The sequence below is a fragment of the Pseudomonas sp. B111 genome, assembly GCF_026428275.1.
Classification (GTDB): domain Bacteria; phylum Pseudomonadota; class Gammaproteobacteria; order Pseudomonadales; family Pseudomonadaceae; genus Pseudomonas; species Pseudomonas aeruginosa.
In genome coordinates this window covers 3,709,438-3,727,304 of the sequence record NZ_CP097857.1, presented here as the reverse complement: position 1 = coordinate 3,727,304, position 17,867 = coordinate 3,709,438, and the positions used below count along the sequence as shown (strand labels likewise).

Annotated in this window: 13 protein-coding genes; 4 read left to right on the top strand and 9 right to left on the bottom strand. The window is 65.2% G+C overall.

The window, feature by feature from the left end; translation table 11 throughout:
- Positions 1–299: 299 nt before the first annotated feature.
- The 4 genes from M6E97_RS17250 to M6E97_RS17235 form a co-directional block, all read right to left on the bottom strand.
- Entirely contained in the window at positions 300–854 is a 555-nt protein-coding gene (locus M6E97_RS17250) for a Bro-N domain-containing protein (RefSeq protein ID WP_034005182.1), read from the bottom strand.
- An 818-nt stretch (positions 855–1,672) separates the two neighbouring features.
- Positions 1,673–2,611 carry a 5'-nucleotidase gene (locus tag M6E97_RS17245; RefSeq protein ID WP_071534444.1) on the bottom strand — a complete coding sequence of 313 codons (939 nt, stop codon included), beginning with the start codon at positions 2,609–2,611 and terminating at the stop codon, positions 1,673–1,675.
- A gap of 112 nt (positions 2,612–2,723) precedes the next feature.
- Positions 2,724–3,971 carry a ribonucleotide-diphosphate reductase subunit beta gene (locus M6E97_RS17240; protein WP_003086547.1) on the bottom strand — a complete coding sequence of 416 codons (1,248 nt, stop codon included), beginning with the start codon at positions 3,969–3,971 and terminating at the stop codon, positions 2,724–2,726.
- Between the two features lie 263 nt (positions 3,972–4,234).
- Entirely contained in the window at positions 4,235–7,126 is a 2,892-nt protein-coding gene (locus tag M6E97_RS17235; protein WP_003082358.1) for a ribonucleoside-diphosphate reductase subunit alpha, read from the bottom strand.
- 732 nt (positions 7,127–7,858) lie between these two features.
- Here M6E97_RS17235 and M6E97_RS17230 point away from each other — a divergent pair.
- The 3 genes from M6E97_RS17230 to M6E97_RS17220 all read left to right on the top strand — a co-directional run bounded on the left by M6E97_RS17230 (position 7,859) and on the right by M6E97_RS17220 (position 10,798).
- Positions 7,859–8,569: a winged helix-turn-helix domain-containing protein gene (locus tag M6E97_RS17230; protein WP_003082360.1), complete on the top strand. Its 711-nt coding sequence runs from the start codon at positions 7,859–7,861 to the stop codon at positions 8,567–8,569.
- Between the two features lie 83 nt (positions 8,570–8,652).
- Entirely contained in the window at positions 8,653–10,269 is a 1,617-nt protein-coding gene (locus M6E97_RS17225) for an ATP-binding protein (protein WP_003109067.1), read from the top strand.
- A gap of 319 nt (positions 10,270–10,588) precedes the next feature.
- A complete protein-coding gene (locus M6E97_RS17220; RefSeq protein ID WP_003082372.1) occupies positions 10,589–10,798 on the top strand; it encodes a cold-shock protein in 210 nt (69 codons plus the stop codon).
- A 105-nt stretch (positions 10,799–10,903) separates the two neighbouring features.
- Here M6E97_RS17220 and M6E97_RS17215 read toward each other — a convergent pair whose 3' ends face one another.
- From M6E97_RS17215 to ndvB, 4 genes are all read right to left on the bottom strand, one after another.
- On the bottom strand, positions 10,904–11,287 hold the full coding sequence (locus M6E97_RS17215; protein WP_003082373.1) for a hypothetical protein: 384 nt from the start codon (positions 11,285–11,287) through the stop codon (positions 10,904–10,906).
- Between the two features lie 17 nt (positions 11,288–11,304).
- Entirely contained in the window at positions 11,305–12,108 is an 804-nt protein-coding gene (locus M6E97_RS17210) for a putative RNA methyltransferase (RefSeq protein ID WP_003140543.1), read from the bottom strand.
- Entirely contained in the window at positions 12,108–13,259 is a 1,152-nt protein-coding gene (gene dapE, locus M6E97_RS17205) for a succinyl-diaminopimelate desuccinylase (RefSeq protein WP_003082377.1), read from the bottom strand. Before dapE ends, M6E97_RS17210 begins: the two co-directional genes overlap by 1 nt.
- 114 nt (positions 13,260–13,373) lie before the next feature.
- Positions 13,374–15,983: a glycosyltransferase NdvB gene (ndvB, locus tag M6E97_RS17200; protein ID WP_003140539.1), complete on the bottom strand. Its 2,610-nt coding sequence runs from the start codon at positions 15,981–15,983 to the stop codon at positions 13,374–13,376.
- Between the two features lie 211 nt (positions 15,984–16,194).
- On the opposite strand from ndvB, the gene tcdA reads away from it, so the two are divergent.
- Positions 16,195–17,007 (top strand): tRNA cyclic N6-threonylcarbamoyladenosine(37) synthase TcdA, encoded by an 813-nt coding sequence (gene tcdA, locus M6E97_RS17195; RefSeq protein WP_003086553.1) that lies wholly within the window; start codon positions 16,195–16,197, stop codon positions 17,005–17,007.
- Here the strand turns inward: tcdA and M6E97_RS17190 are convergent, their stop codons facing one another.
- A complete protein-coding gene (locus M6E97_RS17190; RefSeq protein ID WP_003082383.1) occupies positions 17,008–17,736 on the bottom strand; it encodes a 4'-phosphopantetheinyl transferase family protein in 729 nt (242 codons plus the stop codon).
- Positions 17,737–17,867 lie beyond the last annotated feature (131 nt).

The window sequence follows — 17,867 nt, the reverse complement described above, 5'->3', positions numbered from 1 at the left end:
TACACTGGATCCGGCGCGGGCGACCGAGCTTCGGGAGAAGATGCAAAGTGCCGGACTACCGGTATGAGCGTCAGTCGCAAAGAGCGTGAGCCCGCGGTGATGGATTGCAAGCCCGGCGCATGGATTGCATGCTCGCTCGCAATTAATCTGAGCCCAGCCTATCCGTCAGTCGCAGATAATTCTGGTTGGCCGCGATGGATTACAGGCCGGTGCTGATTGCAGGCCACTACAAGTAGTCATGTAAAAGCAGGTCACTCCGCTGTTTCAAGCCCTGACTCCTTTCAGGGCGTATGACGGGGTCAGGCCCGGATCAGCGGGCGTGGACTGTCGAGGAGGTGGGGGCAGTCGGAGAGGGGGATCCAGGTCTTGCCTTGCCAGTGCAGGGTGTCGATCTCGGCGGTTTTCCAGTGCAGCACGGCGCGCTGGGGCGTGGCTTTGGGGTGAGACTGGCTGCGCAGGCGTGGCAGCACCGAGCCGCTGACCCAACGGCGCAAGCCCCGCGCCGCGCCAGGCACTGCGAGCCAGAGCAGAGCGTAGAGCCCGGACTCGCTGACCAGGCAATCCTGGCGTGGCCCGTGGCGTTCGTCATGGAGCCAGGCGAGCCGCCACTGGTCGGCATCCAGGTGCCGCTCCAGCACATGGCAGAGGGCGAACAAGCGCTCGCGCTGTTCCGCCGTCGCCAGCGGCCACGGCGCCTCGTCACACAACGCCGCCGGCGCCCGACCGCCCAGGTAACGGCCCAGCAGCCGTGCCAGGTCGGAGAGCACGAACCAGCCTTCCTCATCCAGCAGCACGGCGCGCAGGACCCGATGGTGGTGGGTGAAACGGCTGTAGTGGAGGGGGGCGTCAGACATGGCGCACCTCCGGGGAGGTGGTGGGATGAAGCGGTGTGGATGGATATATGGGATTGGTGATAGGCATTTCCGTTACCTCTGCGTGATGTGACCAGCTTTCTTGGGGCTGGGGTGCCGGGAGTTAAGAAAACCCCACGCAGAGGGCCGGACATATTTCCCTTTCGGGTCTTGTATTCGTCCACTCCCGGCGTCGCAGAGATTTTGAGGGCGAGAGAATACCGCAGACTCAAAAAAGCCGCTTGGCTGTCGGGAGCGGTCTGGCCGCTGCGTGGTTTAGCGTTTCTTAGGCGCCGGTGGCAGAGTATTGAGACGAGAGGAACGAAACAACCGAGCGGAATGAGCGAAGCTGAAAGACTCTCTCTATCAAAGAAACCACATGAAACAAGGCTTTTTACCAAACCTGCGCCGCCCGGCGCTTGGCAACTCTGCCCCATCTTGCGAATCACGCTGTGCGTGATTTGCCCTACTTCTTCCAGAGAAATATCCGACGCTCCGGTCCGCCCCATCAGGAGGCCGAGCGGAATCGTCGTGTAGGGGGTTGAGCGGCAGGATGCCGCGAAAGTCGCCTCGGTCCACGAAGGACCGTGGCGGCGTGCCCCCGGAACGGCGATGGAGGGAGGGAACCCCAGTCGCGAAGCGACTGGGGCCGGATGCAGGGGCAAGCGCTTTGGTTACTTTCTCGCGACTGAGAAAGTGACTCGCCTGGGAAGGCGAAACAAAGACTTGCAGCGAACTGCGGGTTTGGGGAAACAACTGGGAAGCTGGGAGCAGGTAATACGGTATCTACGGAAGTTTCAGCATTTTGTAGAGAGATACGTTCACTCTTTGGCTATGTTGTTAGCCACGCCAAAGGGAATATGGACTGACGGTAGTACAGATGACGCAGGGTCTAGATGTAGTCTTTGGTCATCAAAAAATATGTGAGGGCTCAATACTTCTAATACGGATTTTTTTTCGATTCCGCCCAAGAAAAATGCGGAATTTACTCTTATGTTCCAGTGGCGCATTGTATTAATTACGCGCTCATGTGAAGGGGCATTTCTAGCAGTAACAATGCTGATGTTAAGTACTGGAGAGTATGTGGGGTCGTTTTCTTGTTGTTCCTGCTCTAATTTTTGTATGGTTGATATTTTTTTAAGGAACTCTGCAAGTGGACCTGGGCTGTGTGGTGTATTGACAAGACTTTGCTCATGATCGTGGAAGTCAGATAAATTTCTCGTTTCTTGATAAATTGACTCCGCTTCATCATCAGCAATTACACCGTCAAAGTCGAAAGCTATTCTTAGCTCTTTATCTTCAGGGTCGTCATATGCGGCAGTCTTTAGTACTTGTCCAGCAGGGTAGCCAGCAATCATTGCTTGTTTTACATCTGTTTCATTCGCTGAAAGGAATAGGCTGATTTTTAAGGCAGGTATATAGTTTTGTGGTGACCTTCCTTGTAGAAATACTGCTCTAGTCATAGGTAAGCCATGGTGTTCAATTGATTTCATGACTCTTAAGCCTGTATCTGGATCGTTTCGCGAAAGTAAGATGACTTCGACTGGTGGGTCTTTAGGGGAAAGTTTGTTTAGGGAAAGTAGTCGTCTAATAAAGGAGAATGCTACCCCATGGGGGAGTGGTTTGTTTTGATTTTCCCTTTGATATTTCCTGTAGGCATCCTCTCCTTCTGACCTAAAGACACTATCTGACTCTTCAAGATTAAAGAGGGCGCTTGAGGCTAAGCCTATTACTAATCTCTTTTCTAAATCGTACGGCATAGTGCTTCCTTAAAGAAAACCCCGCACAAGGCGGGGTTTTCATCTTCTACCACTGCCCCAAAAGTCCCTTTCCGGCTACAGCGTCTAACGGTCTTGACCTAAATCGAGAATCTCAATCCCAGCTCAGTGCTCCGCCCGTCTGGTACTCGATAACCCGCGTCTCGAAGAAGTTCTTCTCCTTCTTCAGGTCCATGATCTCCGACATCCACGGGAACGGGTTGGTGGTCCCCGGATACTCTTCCTTCAGGCCGATCTGGGTCAGGCGCCGGTTGGCGATGAACTTCAGGTAGTCCTCCATCATCGCCGCGTTCATCCCCAGCACCCCGCGCGGCATGGTGTCGCGCGCGTATTCGATCTCCAGCTGGGTGCCCTGGAGGATCATCTGGGTCGCCTCGTCCTTCATCTGGGCGTCCCACAGGTGCGGGTTCTCGATCTTGATCTGGTTGATCACGTCGATACCGAAGTTCAGGTGCATCGACTCGTCGCGGAGGATGTACTGGAACTGCTCGGCGGTGCCGGTCATCTTATTGCGGCGGCCCATGGAGAGGATCTGGGTGAAGCCGCAGTAGAAGAAGATGCCTTCCAGCACGCAGTAGTAGGCGATCAGGTTGCGCAGGAACTGGCGGTCGGTTTCCGGGGTGCCGGTCTGGAACATCGGGTCGGAGATCGAGCGGGTGTACTTCAGGCCCCAGGAGGCCTTCTTCGCCACGCTGGGGATCTCGTGGTACATGTTGAAGATCTCGCCCTCGTCCATGCCCAGCGACTCGATGCAGTACTGGTAGGCGTGGGTGTGGATCGCCTCTTCGAAGGCCTGGCGCAGGATGTACTGGCGGCACTCGGGGTTGGTGATCAGGCGGTATACGGCCAGCACCAGGTTGTTGGCGACCAGGGAGTCGGCGGTGGAGAAGAAGCCGAGGTTGCGCATGACGATGCGCCGCTCGTCTTCGCTGAGGCCGTCCTTGCTCTTCCACAGGGCGATGTCGGCGTTCATGTTGACTTCCTGCGGCATCCAGTGGTTGGCGCAACCATCCAGATACTTCTGCCAGGCCCAGTCGTACTTGAAGGGGACGAGCTGGTTGAGGTCGGCGCGGGCGTTGATCATCTGCTTGTCGCCGACCTGCACGCGCGCGGCGGAGCCTTCGAGATCGTCCAGGCCTTCCTGGATGTCGAGGTCGTTCAGGGCCTTCTTGGCGCGGGCGACGGCGTCGGAGTCGTCGGCGGAAACGGCGCGCGCTTCTTCCACCGAGCCGGCGGCTTCGTCGTCCAGCTTGTCATGGCCCTGGGCAACGGCCTGGGCGGCGGCGGGCGCGGCCTTGGCTTCGGTCGGGTCTTCTTTGTCGAATTCGTCCCAGCTCAGCATCTTGCTCTCTCCTGGTCTGGCGGCCGTCTCGGCGGCCTGGATATGGGGCGTGAGGTGCACGCGAAAGCGGTGGTCCGGCACGGTCTGGCCGGGCCGTTCTTCTCCCCCGGAGGGAAGAAGGGGATTGTTCCTGGCCCTGGCGAGGGGCCTTGCGCTGCCAGCGTGGCGCTGGACGAGCGACCGTCAGGCGCCGGGCAAGCCGGACTCACGGGAGGAGTCCGGCTTGCCCGGCCACGACACGGACGCCGTTCAGCGACGCGCGATCACTGGCAGGCTTCGCAGTCGGGGTTGTCGATGCTGCATGCCTGCGGCACCGGCGCCGGCTTCGGCTCGGCGGCCGGGGCGGCTTGCAGGCCGTCGTTGCCACCGGCCGACACGGCGTTGAGCTTGCCGGTGTTGATGGTGGACTTCTCGGTGCTGGTGGCGGCCAGGGCACGGAGGTAGTAGGTGGTCTTCAGGCCGCGGAACCAGGCCATGCGGTAGGTCACGTCGAGCTTCTTGCCCGAGGCGCCGGCGATGTACAGGTTCAGCGACTGGGCCTGGTCGATCCACTTCTGACGACGGCTGGCGGCTTCGACGATCCAGCGGGTCTCGACTTCGAACGCGGTGGCGTAGAGGTCCTTGAGGTCCTGCGGGATGCGCTCGATCTGCTGCACGGAACCGTCGTAGTACTTCAGGTCGTTGACCATGACCGGGTCCCACAGGCCGCGGGCCTTGAGGTCGCGCACCAGGTAGGGGTTGATCACAGTGAATTCGCCGGAGAGGTTCGACTTCACGTACAGGTTCTGGTAGGTCGGCTCGATCGACTGCGAGACGCCGGTGATGTTGGCGATGGTCGCGGTCGGCGCGATGGCCATGATGTTCGAGTTGCGGATGCCTTTCTGTACGCGCTCGCGCAGCGGCGCCCAGTCGAGGGTTTCCGACAGGTCGACTTCGATGTACTTGGCGCCGCGCTCTTCGATCAGCTTCTTTTCCGAGTCGATCGGCAGGATGCCTTGCGACCACAGCGAGCCCTGGAAGGTCTGGTAGGCGCCGCGCTCGTCGGCCAGGTCGCAGGAAGCCTGGATCGCGTAGTAGCTGATGGCTTCCATGGACTGGTCGGCGAAGGCGATGGCCGCGTCCGAACCGTAGGGGATGTGCTGCAGGTACAGGGCGTCCTGGAAGCCCATGATGCCCAGGCCGACCGGACGGTGCTTGAAGTTGGAGTTCTGCGCCTGCGGGACCGAGTAGTAGTTGATGTCGATGACGTTATCGAGCATGCGTACCGCGGTCTTGACGGTCTTCTCCAGCTTGGCGGTGTCCAGCTTGCCGTCGACGATGTGGTTGACCAGGTTGATCGAGCCCAGGTTGCAGACGGCGATCTCGTCCTTGTTGGTGTTCAGGGTGATCTCGGTGCAGAGGTTCGAGCTGTGCACCACGCCCACGTGCTGCTGCGGGCTGCGCAGGTTGCACGGGTCCTTGAAGGTCAGCCACGGGTGGCCGGTCTCGAACAGCATGGAGAGCATCTTGCGCCACAGGTCCTTGGCCTGGACGACCTTGTGCAGCTTCAGCTTGCCGTAGCTGGCCAGGGCCTCGTAGTACTCGTAGCGCTCCTCGAAGGCCTTGCCGTAGAGGTCGTGCAGGTCGGGGACGTCGGACGGCGAGAAGAGGGTCCAGGAGCCGTCGTCGAAGACGCGCTTCATGAACAGGTCGGGGATCCAGTTGGCGGTGTTCATGTCGTGGGTACGACGACGGTCGTCACCGGTGTTCTTGCGCAGCTCGAGGAATTCCTCGATGTCCAGGTGCCAGGTTTCCAGGTAGGCGCAGACCGCGCCCTTGCGCTTGCCGCCCTGGTTGACCGCGACCGCGGTGTCATTGACCACTTTCAGGAAGGGCACGACGCCCTGGGACTTGCCGTTGGTGCCCTTGATGTAGGAGCCCAGCGCGCGCACCGGGGTCCAGTCGTTGCCCAGGCCGCCGGCGAATTTCGACAGCATGGCGTTGTCGTGGATGGCGCCGTAGATGCCCGACAGGTCGTCCGGCACGGTGGTCAGGTAGCAGCTGGAGAGCTGCGGACGCAGGGTGCCGGCGTTGAACAGGGTGGGGGTGGAACTCATGTAGTCGAAGGACGACAGCAGGTTGTAGAACTCGATGGCACGTGCCTCGCGGTCCTTCTCCTCGATGGCCAGGCCCATGGCCACGCGCATGAAGAAGATCTGCGGCAGTTCGAAGCGGATGCCGTCCTTGTGGATGAAGTAGCGGTCGTACAGGGTCTGCAGGCCGAGGTAGGTGAACTGCTGGTCGCGCTCGTGATCGATGGCCTTGCCCAGTTTCTCCAGGTCGAATTCCTTCAGCTTGGCATCGACCAGCTCGAACTCGGCGCCTTTCTCGATGTAGGCCGGCAGGGCCTTGGCGTACAGCTCGGCCATCTCGTGATGGGTGGCGCTCTCGGCCACGCCGAGGAAGCCCAGGGCTTCGGCGCGCAGGGTGTCCATCAGCAGGCGGGCGGTGACGTAGGAGTAGTTCGGCTCGCGCTCGACCAGGGTGCGCGCGGTCATCACCAGGGCGGTGTTGACGTCCTTCTCGGCGACGCCGTCGTAGAGGTTCTTCAGGGTCTCGCGCTCGATCAGCGCGCCGTCCACCTCGGCCAGGCCTTCGCAGGCTTCGCTGATGATGGTGTTCAGGCGGCCCATGTCCAGCGGCGACAGGCTGCCGTCGGCGCGGGTGATGCGGATGCTCGGGTGCGGCTGGGCGACGTCGCTGGCGGCGCCGGCGTTCTTGCGCTCGGCGGCGCGGGCTTCGCGGTAGATCACGTAGTCGCGGGCGACCTTCTGCTCGCCGGCGCGCATCAGGGCCAGTTCGACCTGGTCCTGGATCTCTTCGATGTGGATGGTGCCGCCGGACGGCATGCGGCGCTTGAAGGTGGCGGTGACCTGCTCGGTCAGGCGGCGCACGGTGTCATGGATACGCGACGAGGCGGCGGCGGTGCCGCCTTCCACGGCGAGGAACGCCTTGGTGATGGCCACGGTGATCTTGTCATCGGTGTAGGGGACTACGGTGCCGTTGCGCTTGATCACGCGCAGCTGGCCCGGCGCGGTGGCGGCCAGATCCTGCGACGAATCGGCGGCCTGCGGCGCGCTGGCCTGCGGGTTCTCGCGTGTGGTGTCGGTATGCATGGGTGGGTATCTCCACGTTCTCGTAATGGTTTTGCTAGCGGGCGCCGGGGCGCCCATTCCCTTGAATCGATAAAGAGCCGGGCAGCCGGCCTCGCGGCGGCTGCTTCATTCGAATGCTGAGGGTGGGGACTGTGCGTGCCTCCCTGGCCCTGGCGGGTTCGTGGCGTTTTGCCGTCGAACACAATACCTAGTGGTGTTGACTGTCTGTTTACAGCGTCCGTTGCAACACCCGTACCGCTTTTCCATCGTCATGAAGGGCTCCTTGCGGTGAGCGCCGTCGATGCTTTCAGTACGTCTGGAAAATGCTTTTTTGCGGAGCCGCCGGAGCCATCAGAGTGGTCCGTGCGCGGTTGGTTCCGTTGTAGCCGTTCGTGCGCTCGAAACCCAAGATATAGGGGGTGGCGACGATGGGGATACAAGATAATGCGCTAATGGGGTGTTTGCAAGGTGACAGTCTGGGGGAAACCTGTGGATAAAGTGTGGGTCTTCTGTGCGTGAGTCCTAGGAAGCGTCCGTAGGCCGCGGCAGCGCTGGAGAATGCCATTCGTCGCCCTCGGAAAGCACCGGCGCAGACCTACTCCCCAACCTTTCGGGGCGCGCACCCTACCCACAATATGTAGTGTTTGCAAGATGTTCCTCGCGTGCTGCCGCGCGGCCCCCGTATTGGCTACAATGCGGGCCGCTCTGAGGGGGCCGCGCGGCGGCTCCGGGACCGCGATACGAGGAGGCTGTGTGGAGCAAGAAGCCTGGCGCATCCTGATCGTCGAGGACGATCGACGCCTGGCCGAGCTGACCCGGGAATACCTGGAAGGCAACGGCCTGAAGGTCGACATCGAAGCCAACGGCGCACTGGCGGCGGCGCGTATCCTCGCCGAACGCCCGGACCTGGTGGTGCTCGACCTGATGCTGCCGGGCGAGGACGGTCTGTCCATCTGCCGCCAGGTGCGTCCGCAGTTCGACGGTCCGATCCTGATGCTCACCGCGCGCACCGACGACATGGACGAGGTGCTCGGCCTGGAGATGGGCGCCGACGACTACGTGTGCAAGCCGGTGCGCCCGCGTGTGCTGCTGGCGCGCATCCGTGCCCTGTTGCGGCGCAGCGAGGCGCCGGAAGCGGGCGCCCCGGCGGCGGACAGCAAACGCCTGGCGTTCGGTCGCCTGGTGATCGACAACGCGATGCGCGAGGCCTGGCTGGACGGGACCACCATCGAGCTGACCAGCGCCGAGTTCGACCTGCTCTGGCTGCTGGCGGCGAACGCCGGGCGGATTCTCTCCCGCGAGGAGATCTTCAACGCCCTGCGCGGCATCGAGTACGACGGCCAGGACCGCTCCATCGACGTGCGCATCTCGCGGATCCGCCCGAAGATCGGCGACGACCCGATGCACCCGCGGCTGATCAAGACCGTACGCAGCAAGGGCTACCTGTTCGTCGGCGAGGGCTGAGGCGCTTTTTTCCTGCGGGCCGGGGCGCGGGCGTCCCGGTCGGCCAGAATCAACAGCAGCGGACAGCGGCCGGGGGCTCGCCGATGAAATCCATCTTCCTGCGCATCTATGGCGGCATGCTCCTGGCCCTGCTGCTGGTCAGCGGCCTGGGCCTGCTCGGCCTGCACTGGATCAACGAGGTGCGCGGCGAGCACTACCGCGAGGAGCTGGCGCGCGGCACCTTCCGCCTGATGGCCGACAACCTGCAACCGATGACCGCCACCGAGCGCAAGCGCGCCCTGGCGCAGTGGAGCCGCTTGCTGGGGATTCCCCTGCAACTGCGCGGGCTGGATGAGCTGCGGATGGATGGACGCAGCCGCGCGCGCCTGATGAACGGCCAGGTGCTGGTGAAGCAGACCGCCGAGCACGCCGTCACCGTCTATACCCAGGCCAGCGCTGCCGAGAACCTGGTGCTCAGCGGCGAGGTGCAGCAGGTCAGCGAGCAACTGGCGCGGGCCACGGTTTACCTGCTGATGGACGAACTGGTGCGCTACCCGGCCAGCGAACAGCCTTACCACCTGGCGCGGATCGTCCGCGACAAGCGCTTCGGCTTCCCGGTGCATCTGCTCCAGGTCAAGGAGCTGGACCTCGACGACGACCAGCGCCGGCGGGTGGTGGAGGGCGACACGGTGATGGCGCTGGGCAAGGACGGCGACTCGATCCGCATCTTCGCCGGCATCCTCGACACGCCCTGGGTGCTGGAGCTGGGCCCGCTGTTCCAGATGAACCTCTATCCGCCGCAGCTGCTGTTGCTGCTCGGCGCGCTGTGCCTGAGCTTCATCGGCCTGATCACCTACCTGCTGGTGCGTCGTCTGGAGCAGCGCCTGCGCAGCCTGGAGGCGGCCGCCACGCGGATCGCCCGCGGCAGTCTGGATACCCGCGTCGAGGTGCGCGGCGGCGACTCGGTGGGACGCCTGGGCGCGGCCTTCAACCATATGGCCGAGCACATCCACCGGCTGCTGACGGTGCAGCGCGAGATGGTTCGCGCGGTGTCCCACGAGCTGCGCACGCCGGTGGCGCGGTTGCGCTTCGGCCTGGAGATGATCGAGACCGCCGAGACCGACGGCGCCCGCCTGAAGTACCTGGAGGGCATGGACAACGATATCCAGGACCTCGACAAGCTGGTCGACGAGATGCTCACCTACGCGCGCCTGGAACAGGGCTCGCCGCCGCTGACCTACCAGCGCCTGGAGCTGGGCGTGCTGGTGCGCCAGGTGGTGGAGGAGATCGCTCCGCTGCGCCGCGAGGTGCTGGTCAGTTGCGAGGAGGGCGCGCTGGTGCCTGAGGAGCTGGGCAGTTGGATCGAGGCCGAGCCGCGCTACCTGCATCGGGCCTTGCAGAACCTGCTGACCAATGCGCTGCGGCATGCCGATCGTCGGGTCAGGATCAGCTACCGGGTCAGCCTGGAGCGTTGCCGGGTGGATGTCGAGGACGACGGGCCGGGGGTGCCGGAGGCGCAATGGGAGCGGCTCTTTACGCCATTCCTACGCCTGGACGATAGCCGGACCCGTGCTTCCGGCGGGCATGGCCTGGGACTGTCCATCGTCCGGCGGATCGTCTACTGGCATGGCGGCCGGGCCTCCATCGGCCGCAGCGAGACTCTGGGCGGCGCCTGCTTCACCCTGGCCTGGCCGCGCAAGGCAGGTCTGCGCGACCGCTGAAAAGTTGACGGAAATATGGCGGCTAGCTATCTGCAAGTGCATGCGCAGACGTATTCCAGGCGTAGCGAAAACATATCGAAAGGCCAGTCCCGCCGGGCGTGGCGGGTATTCCGCCAGGGGCTAAAAAAGTCCTTTTCAGTTGGACTCGTTTGTTTATACTCCGGGACGCGGTGGCTAGTGGAACGCCATTCGAAATGCCCGCTCCAACGGCATTTTGCCGGGGTCGGATAACAAGAACAGCGTTGCGCAGCCGAACCGTCGAAGTCTTCCCGGATTGGGAAGGCCACTTATAAAAAATTGCAAGTTGGAGAGTGTGGTAATGGCTGATCGTGAGGTCGGAACCGTCAAGTGGTTCAATGACGCCAAAGGTTATGGATTCATTCAACGCGATAGCGGTCCGGACGTGTTCGTTCACTACCGCGCCATCCGCGGCGAGGGTCACCGCTCCCTGGTGGAAGGCCAGAAAGTGGAATTCTCGGTGATCCAGGGCCAGAAAGGCCTGCAAGCGGAAGACGTCTCCAAGGTCTGATTCCCGCAAGCAAAAGCCCGTCGCGAGACGGGCTTTTGTCATCCAGCGCATCCACCCCGCCAGGCCCCCGTTGGGCGGCCCCTCGCAGCGCGGGGTTTTCGTCGTTCAGGCGGTGCGCCAGGTAATTTCCTCGACGCCCCCGGCGTCGACCCGCAGCCAGCGGTCGGCGTCCTCTTCGCCCTGGTTTTCCTCCCAGCCGCCCGGCGCGCAGCGGATCTCCACGCCGAGCGCGGCATGCGCGGCCCTGGCGCAGGCGAGGTCGTCGTCCCAGGGCGTGCTGTCGCTCTCCAAGAACAGGCTGTGCCACTTGCCCACCGCCTTCGGCAGCCAGGTGACGCGCACCGCACCGTGCTCGCCGCGGGCGGTGCACTTGAGGGTCTGGCCGTGCTCCTGCCATGGGCCGCAGGGCCCCAGAGCCTGTTCCAGCCAGGCGGCGACGGCCGCGTGCTCGGCGTCTTTCAGGTAGATCTCGATATCCGGTTGGCGCATGGGGTCCTCGGGGACGGTCAGTCGCGTTGCAGCCAATCGTAGCGCACCGCCACGCTGACTTCGAAGGGTTCGGCCAGGATTCGCGCGCGGCGCTCGGGGTTGACCCGCCAGCCGTGCGGGGTCATGGCCAGGAGGTTTTCCCGCGCGTCGTAGCTGTCCAGCGCCAGGCGGAACTCGAGGGTCTCGGTGTGGCGCAGGCTCAGTTGCGCGGGCAGGCCGGCGAGGTGCTTGTCGTCGGCGTAGTCGCGCACGTCGTCATAGAGCCGCTGGCGCAGTTCCAGCAGGTGCGCGCTGGCCGGGCCCAGGCGCAGTACGCCGCCGCCGGGGGCGAGGACGCGCACGGCTTCGTTCCAGTCGATCGGGCTGAACACGCTGGCGATCAGCTCGCAACTGGCGTCGGCTAGCGGCAGCCGGGCCATGCTCGCCACCAGCCAGGACAACTGCGGCGCGCGGCGGCAGGCGCGTTTCACCGCCTCGCGGGAGATATCCAGGGCGTAGCCCTCGGCGCCGGCCAGGGCTTCGCCGAGCCGGGCGCTGTAGTAGCCCTCGCCGCAGCCGATATCCAGCCAGCGTCGCGGCGCGCGTTCGACGGCCAGTTCGGCCAGGCGCCGGGCCAGCGGCGCGTAGTGGCCGGCGCCGAGGAACTGGCGACGGGCCTCGACCATGGCGGCGTTGTCGCCCGGATCGAGGCTTTTCTTGTGCTGCACCGGCAGCAGGTTCAGGTAGCCCTGGCGGGCGCGGTCGAAGCGGTGCCCGGCGGGGCAGGCGACGCCGTTGTCGACCTCGCCCAGGGCGGCGGAGCAGAGCGGGCAGATCAGCATCAGGCGAGCAGCCTCACCAGGGTCTGGTAGTAGATTTCGGTGAGCAGCTCCAGGTCGCTGGCCAGGACCCGCTCGTTGACCTGGTGGATGGTGGCGTTGACCGGGCCGAGTTCGACCACCTGGGTGCCCATGGTGGCGATGAAGCGTCCGTCGGAGGTGCCGCCGCTGGTCGAGGGCTGGGTCTCGCGGCCGGTGACCGCCCTGATGCTGGCGGCCACCGCATCGAGCAGTTCACCCGGCTCGGTGAGGAACGGCAGGCCGGACAGCGCCCATTCGACGTGCCAGTCCAGGCCGTGCTTGTCGAGGATCGCCTCGACGCGTTTCTGCAGGCCTTCGACGGTGGATTCGGTGGAGAAGCGGAAGTTGAACAGCGCGGTCAGTTCACCGGGGATGACGTTGGTGGCGCCGGTGCCGGAGTTCAGGTTGGAAACCTGGAAGCTGGTCGGCGGGAAGAAGGCATTGCCGTCGTCCCAGTGTTCCGCCGCCAGTTCGGCCAGCGCCGGGGCGGCCAGGTGGATCGGGTTCTTCGCCAGGTGCGGGTAGGCCACATGGCCCTGTACGCCGCGGATGGTCAGCTTGGCGCCAAGGGAGCCGCGGCGGCCGTTCTTCACCACGTCGCCGACCAGGCTGGTGCTCGACGGTTCGCCGACGATGCACCAGTCCAGGCGCTCGCCGCGTGCGGCGAGGCGTTCGACCACCGCCTTGGTGCCGTGGTGGGCCGGGCCTTCCTCGTCGCTGGTGATGAGGAAGGCGATGGCGCCCTTGTGCTCCGGGTGGTCGGCGACGAAGCGCTCGACGGCGACGATCATCGACGCCAGGCTGCCTTTCATGTCCGCCGCGCCGCGCCCGCAGAGCATGCCCTGGTCGTCGATCAGGGCGTCGAAGGGTTGGTGCTGCCAGGCCTGCAGCGGGCCGGTGGGGACCACGTCGGTGTGCCCGGCGAAGCACAGCACCGGGCCGTCGCCGCCGCGCCGTGCCCAGAAGTTGTCCACCTCCTCGATGCGCATCGGCTCCAGGGCGAAGCCGGCGGCTTCCAGGCGGCGCATCATCAGGGCCTGGCAGTCGGCGTCGAGGGGCGTGACGGAGGGGCGGCGGATCAACTCGCAGGCGAGTTCGAGGGTCGGCGAGAGACTCGGCGAAGAGGCGGTCATGGGGAGGGCATCCTGAGCGGGTCGAGCGGAAAGGGGGAATCTTAAAGCATAAACGTGGGCGAAGGGACGCCGTTTAGGCGAGCGGGGCCGGCCGTCCCGACGCCTCGCCCGACCTCAACCGCCGATCTGCTCGGCGCCGCCGGCCAGTTCCTCGCGCGGTTTCGGCAGCGACGAGAGCAGGGCCATGACCAGCGCCGCCAGGTAGGGCAGCGATTGCACCAGGAGCATGGCGACCCAGATCAGCAGGTCGCGGCTCGGCACGCCCTGAACCGCCACGATGCCGGCCGCCGCGCCCCACAGCAGGAGCATCACGAAGACTTCCTCGCGGGCCTCCGCCAGGGCCACCAGCAGGCCGTGGCTGGAGCGCATCTTCGGCGTGCGGAAGAACGGGATGCCGCGGGTGACGAAGCCGTACAGCACCGCCTTGGCGATGGTGTGCGAGAGCGACAGGCCGGCGAGGGCGGCGAAGAACGAGTCACGCAGGTCGACGCCGACGGTGCGCCGGTAGAGGAAGAGGATCTTGCCGACCTTGAAGGCGAACAGGGCCAGCGGCAGGATCGCGAAGATCAGCAGCGGCGGGTCGACGCGCTTGGGCACGATGATCATCGCCGCCGACCAGAGCAGCGCGCCGAGGGTGAAGAAGATGTTCAGGCCGTCGGCGATCCACGGCAGCCAGCCGGCCACGAAGTGGTAGCGCTGGCCGCGGGTCAGGCGGCTGCCGTCGGGACCGCGGCCGCGCAGCAGGGCGTCGGTATGCCGCTTCATGATCTGGATCGCGCCGTAGGCCCAGCGGAAGCGCTGCTTCTTGAAGTCGATGAAGGTATCGGGCATCACCCCCTTGCCGTAGCTGCGCTCGAAGTAGGCGGCCGACAGGCCCTTCTCGAACACCCGCAGGCCCAGCTCGGCGTCTTCGGTGATGCACCATTCCGGCCATCTCAGCTCGTCCAGCACGCTGCGCCGGATCATGGTCATGGTGCCGTGCTCGATGATCGCGTCGCGGTCGTTGCGGGTGACCATGCCGATGTGGAAGAAGCCCTTGTACTCGGCGTAGCAGAGCCGCTTGAAGGCGCTCTCGTGCTGGTCGCGGTAGTCCTGCGGCGACTGCACCACGGCGATCCGCGGGTCGCCGAAGTGCGGCACCATGTGCCTGAGCCAGTCGGGGTCGACGCAGTAGTCGGCGTCGATCACCGCGACCACCTCGACGTCCGCCGCCACGTGGCCCAGGGCGAAGTTCAGCGCGCCGGCCTTGAAGCCTTCCAGCGGGGCGACGTGGAAGAAGCGGAAGCGCTCGCCCAGGCGCGCGCAGTGCGCCTCGACGGGCTGCCAGACGGCCGGGTCGCGAGTGTTGTTGTCGATCACCAGGACTTCGTAGTCCGGGTAGTCGAGGCGGGCGAGGGCGTCGAGGGTCTGTTTCAGCAGTTCCGGCGGCTCGTTGTAGCAGGGCACGTGGATCGACACCTTGGGCCGATAGGCCTGCGCGGCGGTGATCGGCAGGAATGGCCGGCGCCGCTTGCGCGTCCAGACCGCCTCGGCCAGCTCGTGGGCCTCGGTGAACAGCACGATGACCACCCCCAGCGCGCCGACGCCCAGCAACGCGCCGACGGTCAGGCTGAACCAGGTGCTGTACTGCTGGCTGTAGTCGTAGGCGATCCACACCAGCACCGAGGCGCAGGCGAACGAGACCACGGCGAGGAAGGTCCTCCCGCGCTGGCGCAGCGAGGAACTGTCGATCAGCAGCAGGGTGAAGGCGAGTACCGCGAGTACCGCCGAGGCGATGGCCAGGGCGCGCCACTTGGGAATCGGCACCACCGGCCCGGTGAAGTTGAACTTGGCCTTGCGGTCGGCGTTGTAGACGCCCCAGTAGGCGCCCACCGAGCCTTCGGCGCTGACCTTCCAGGGCTGGTCGAAGGCTTCGATGACGAAGTAGCTGTAGCCTTCGCCGTTGAGCGCGTTGGTCAGGCGCCGCAGGTAGATGGCCTGGTCCGCGGGTGTCGCCTCGGCGCTGCCGCGCATGCGCCCGTTGCTCGGCCAGCCGACCTCAGCGAGCAGCAGCGGCTTCCTCGGGAAGGCGGCCTTGAGTTCGCGCGCGCGTTCGAGCACGAAGTCCACCGCGTCGGCCACCGGCGTGGCCTCCCAGTAGGGCAGGACGTGGGCGGCGATCAGGTCGACGTGTTGCGCCAGTTCCGGGTGTTCGCGGTAGACGTGCCACTGTTCGGCGGTGGTCACCGGAACCTTGACCGCCGCGCGGACCCGGTCGAGGTAGGCGATCAACTGTTCCGCCGTCACCTCGCGGCGGAACAGCGCCTCGTTGCCGACTATCACCCGCACCACGCTCGGCGACTCGTTGGCGATGCGGATGGCGCGGGCGATCTCGGCCTCGTTGCCGGCCAGGTCCGGGCCGAGCCAGATGCCCAGGCTGACGCGCAGGCCGAACGCCTCGGCCAGCGCCGGGATGTCGCCGAGCGCGCCCTGGACCGAATAGGTGCGGATGCTGTGGGTGTGCCGGGCGACCAGTTCCAGGTCGGCGCGCATCTGTTCGGCGCTGGGGTAGCGGCCGCTCTGCGGATTCTGGTTGAGGCGGAACGGCGAGAAGGAGAAGCCGGAGATGCGTTCCGGCCAGTCCGGTACGCTGACCGGACGGTTGTACAGGGCCCAGATACCGGTGAAGAGGGCGGCCAGGGCGACGATGACCACCAGGTTGAGCCCGATCTTGCGTGAAGACATAGAGATGAAACCAGGTTCCGGATGTTTCGCTGAACACGGGGCGGCGGATGCTACCCCGCACCCCCCGGGGTGTACAGGCGCCGGGCCGGCGGGTCTGTTGCAAGTCTAGTCCGGCCTGCGCGACGAGCCGTAAGAACGCAGGCGACGCGGCGGCCGCGGCTTTTTATAATGCGCGCGGCAATCCGCGATTCGGTTTCAGAGGTGGTTGGTGATGCAGGTGGATGAACAGCGCTTCGGCGGTATCGGCCGGTTGTACGGTCGCGAGGGGCTGCAACGCCTGGCCGATAGCCACGTCGCGGTGGTCGGCATCGGCGGGGTCGGTTCCTGGGCGGCGGAAGCGCTGGCCCGCAGCGGCGTCGGCGAGATTTCCCTGTTCGACCTCGACGATGTCTGCGTGACCAACACCAACCGCCAGGTGCATGCCATCGAAGGCTCGGTGGGCAAGGCCAAGGTCGAGGTGATGGCGGCGCGCATCCGGGCCATCAACCCGGCCTGCCGGGTCCACGCGGTGGCCGATTTCGTCACCCGCGAGACCATGGCCGAGTACATCGTCGACTTCGACTACCTGATCGACTGCATCGACAGCGTGGCCGCCAAGGCCGCGCTGATCGCCTGGTGCAAGCGGCGCAAGATCCCGGTGATCACCACCGGCGGCGCCGGTGGCCAGGTCGACCCGACGCAGATCCAGGTCGCCGACCTGAACAAGACCTTCAACGACCCGTTGGCGGCCAAGGTGCGTTCCACCCTGCGCCGCGACTACAACTTCTCGCGCACGCCGGGGCGCACCTACAGCGTGCCCTGCGTGTTCTCCAGCGAGCAGCTGCGCTACCCGAAGCCGGACGGCACGGTGTGCCAGTCGAAGAGTTTCGTCGGCGAAGGGGTGAAGCTGGACTGCGCCGGCGGCTTCGGTGCAGTGATGATGGTCACCGCCACCTTCGGCATGGTCGCCGCCGCCCGCGCCGTCGAGCGCCTGGCGGAAGGCCGCGCGCTGCGGCCGTCGCGGCGCACGCCGGGGAACGCCTGATCAGGCGCCGACCGCCACCAGGCTGAGCAGGCGTTCGTCGAGCACGGCGAACTGGGCATCCAGCTCGCTGCCGTGGCGCCACTCCGGCGACAGGTCGGTGAGCAGGCGCAACCGGGCCTGGCCGTCGGCGCGCCATTCCAGCAGTTCCGCATGTTCGAAGTAGAAGCGCTTGCCCACCAGCGGATAGAGCGCCTTGAACAGGCTTTCCTTCAGCGAGAACGCCAGGGTCACCAGCAGGCCGGTGCGTCGCTCCAGGTCGTCGGCGAAGCGCAGGCGCTCGCCTTCGGTGAGGATCTCGCCATGCAGGTAGCGCGCCCGCTCGGCTTCGAGCAGGGTCTCCACGTCCAAGCCGAGCCCGCGCCAGTCGCCGCGCGCCGCCACCAGGGCGGCGGCCCAGCGGTCGCCATGGGTGATCGAGCCGCTGATCGCGGCCGGCCAGACCGGTGCGCGGTCCTCGCCGACGGCCGGGGTCTGGGCGCGGCCATCGAGGGCGAACAGGGCGGCGCGTGCGCAGAGGCGCCCGGCGAGGAACTCGGCCTGGCGCTTGGCCACCGCGCGGAGGATGTTCGCCGGCGGCTGGATGCCGGCCAGGGCGAAGTCGCCGGGTTGCAGCAGCGCCGGGTCGAAGCGGGTGCTGCGCAGTTGCACGCCGGGCAGCGCGACGGGCAGCGGCCAGCGGTCGTCCAGCGGGGTGCAGAAGGAGGGGAGACGGTCGTTCATGGCGCGCATTGTGCCGGTTCCCGACGTGGCCCACCAGTCACGCGACGCTTACACAAGATTGCAAAAGCGCAACAAAGGAAAACGGACCGCAAGGCCCGGTTTTGACAGACTGCGCCGCGCATTCCAGTGGAATGCAGGTG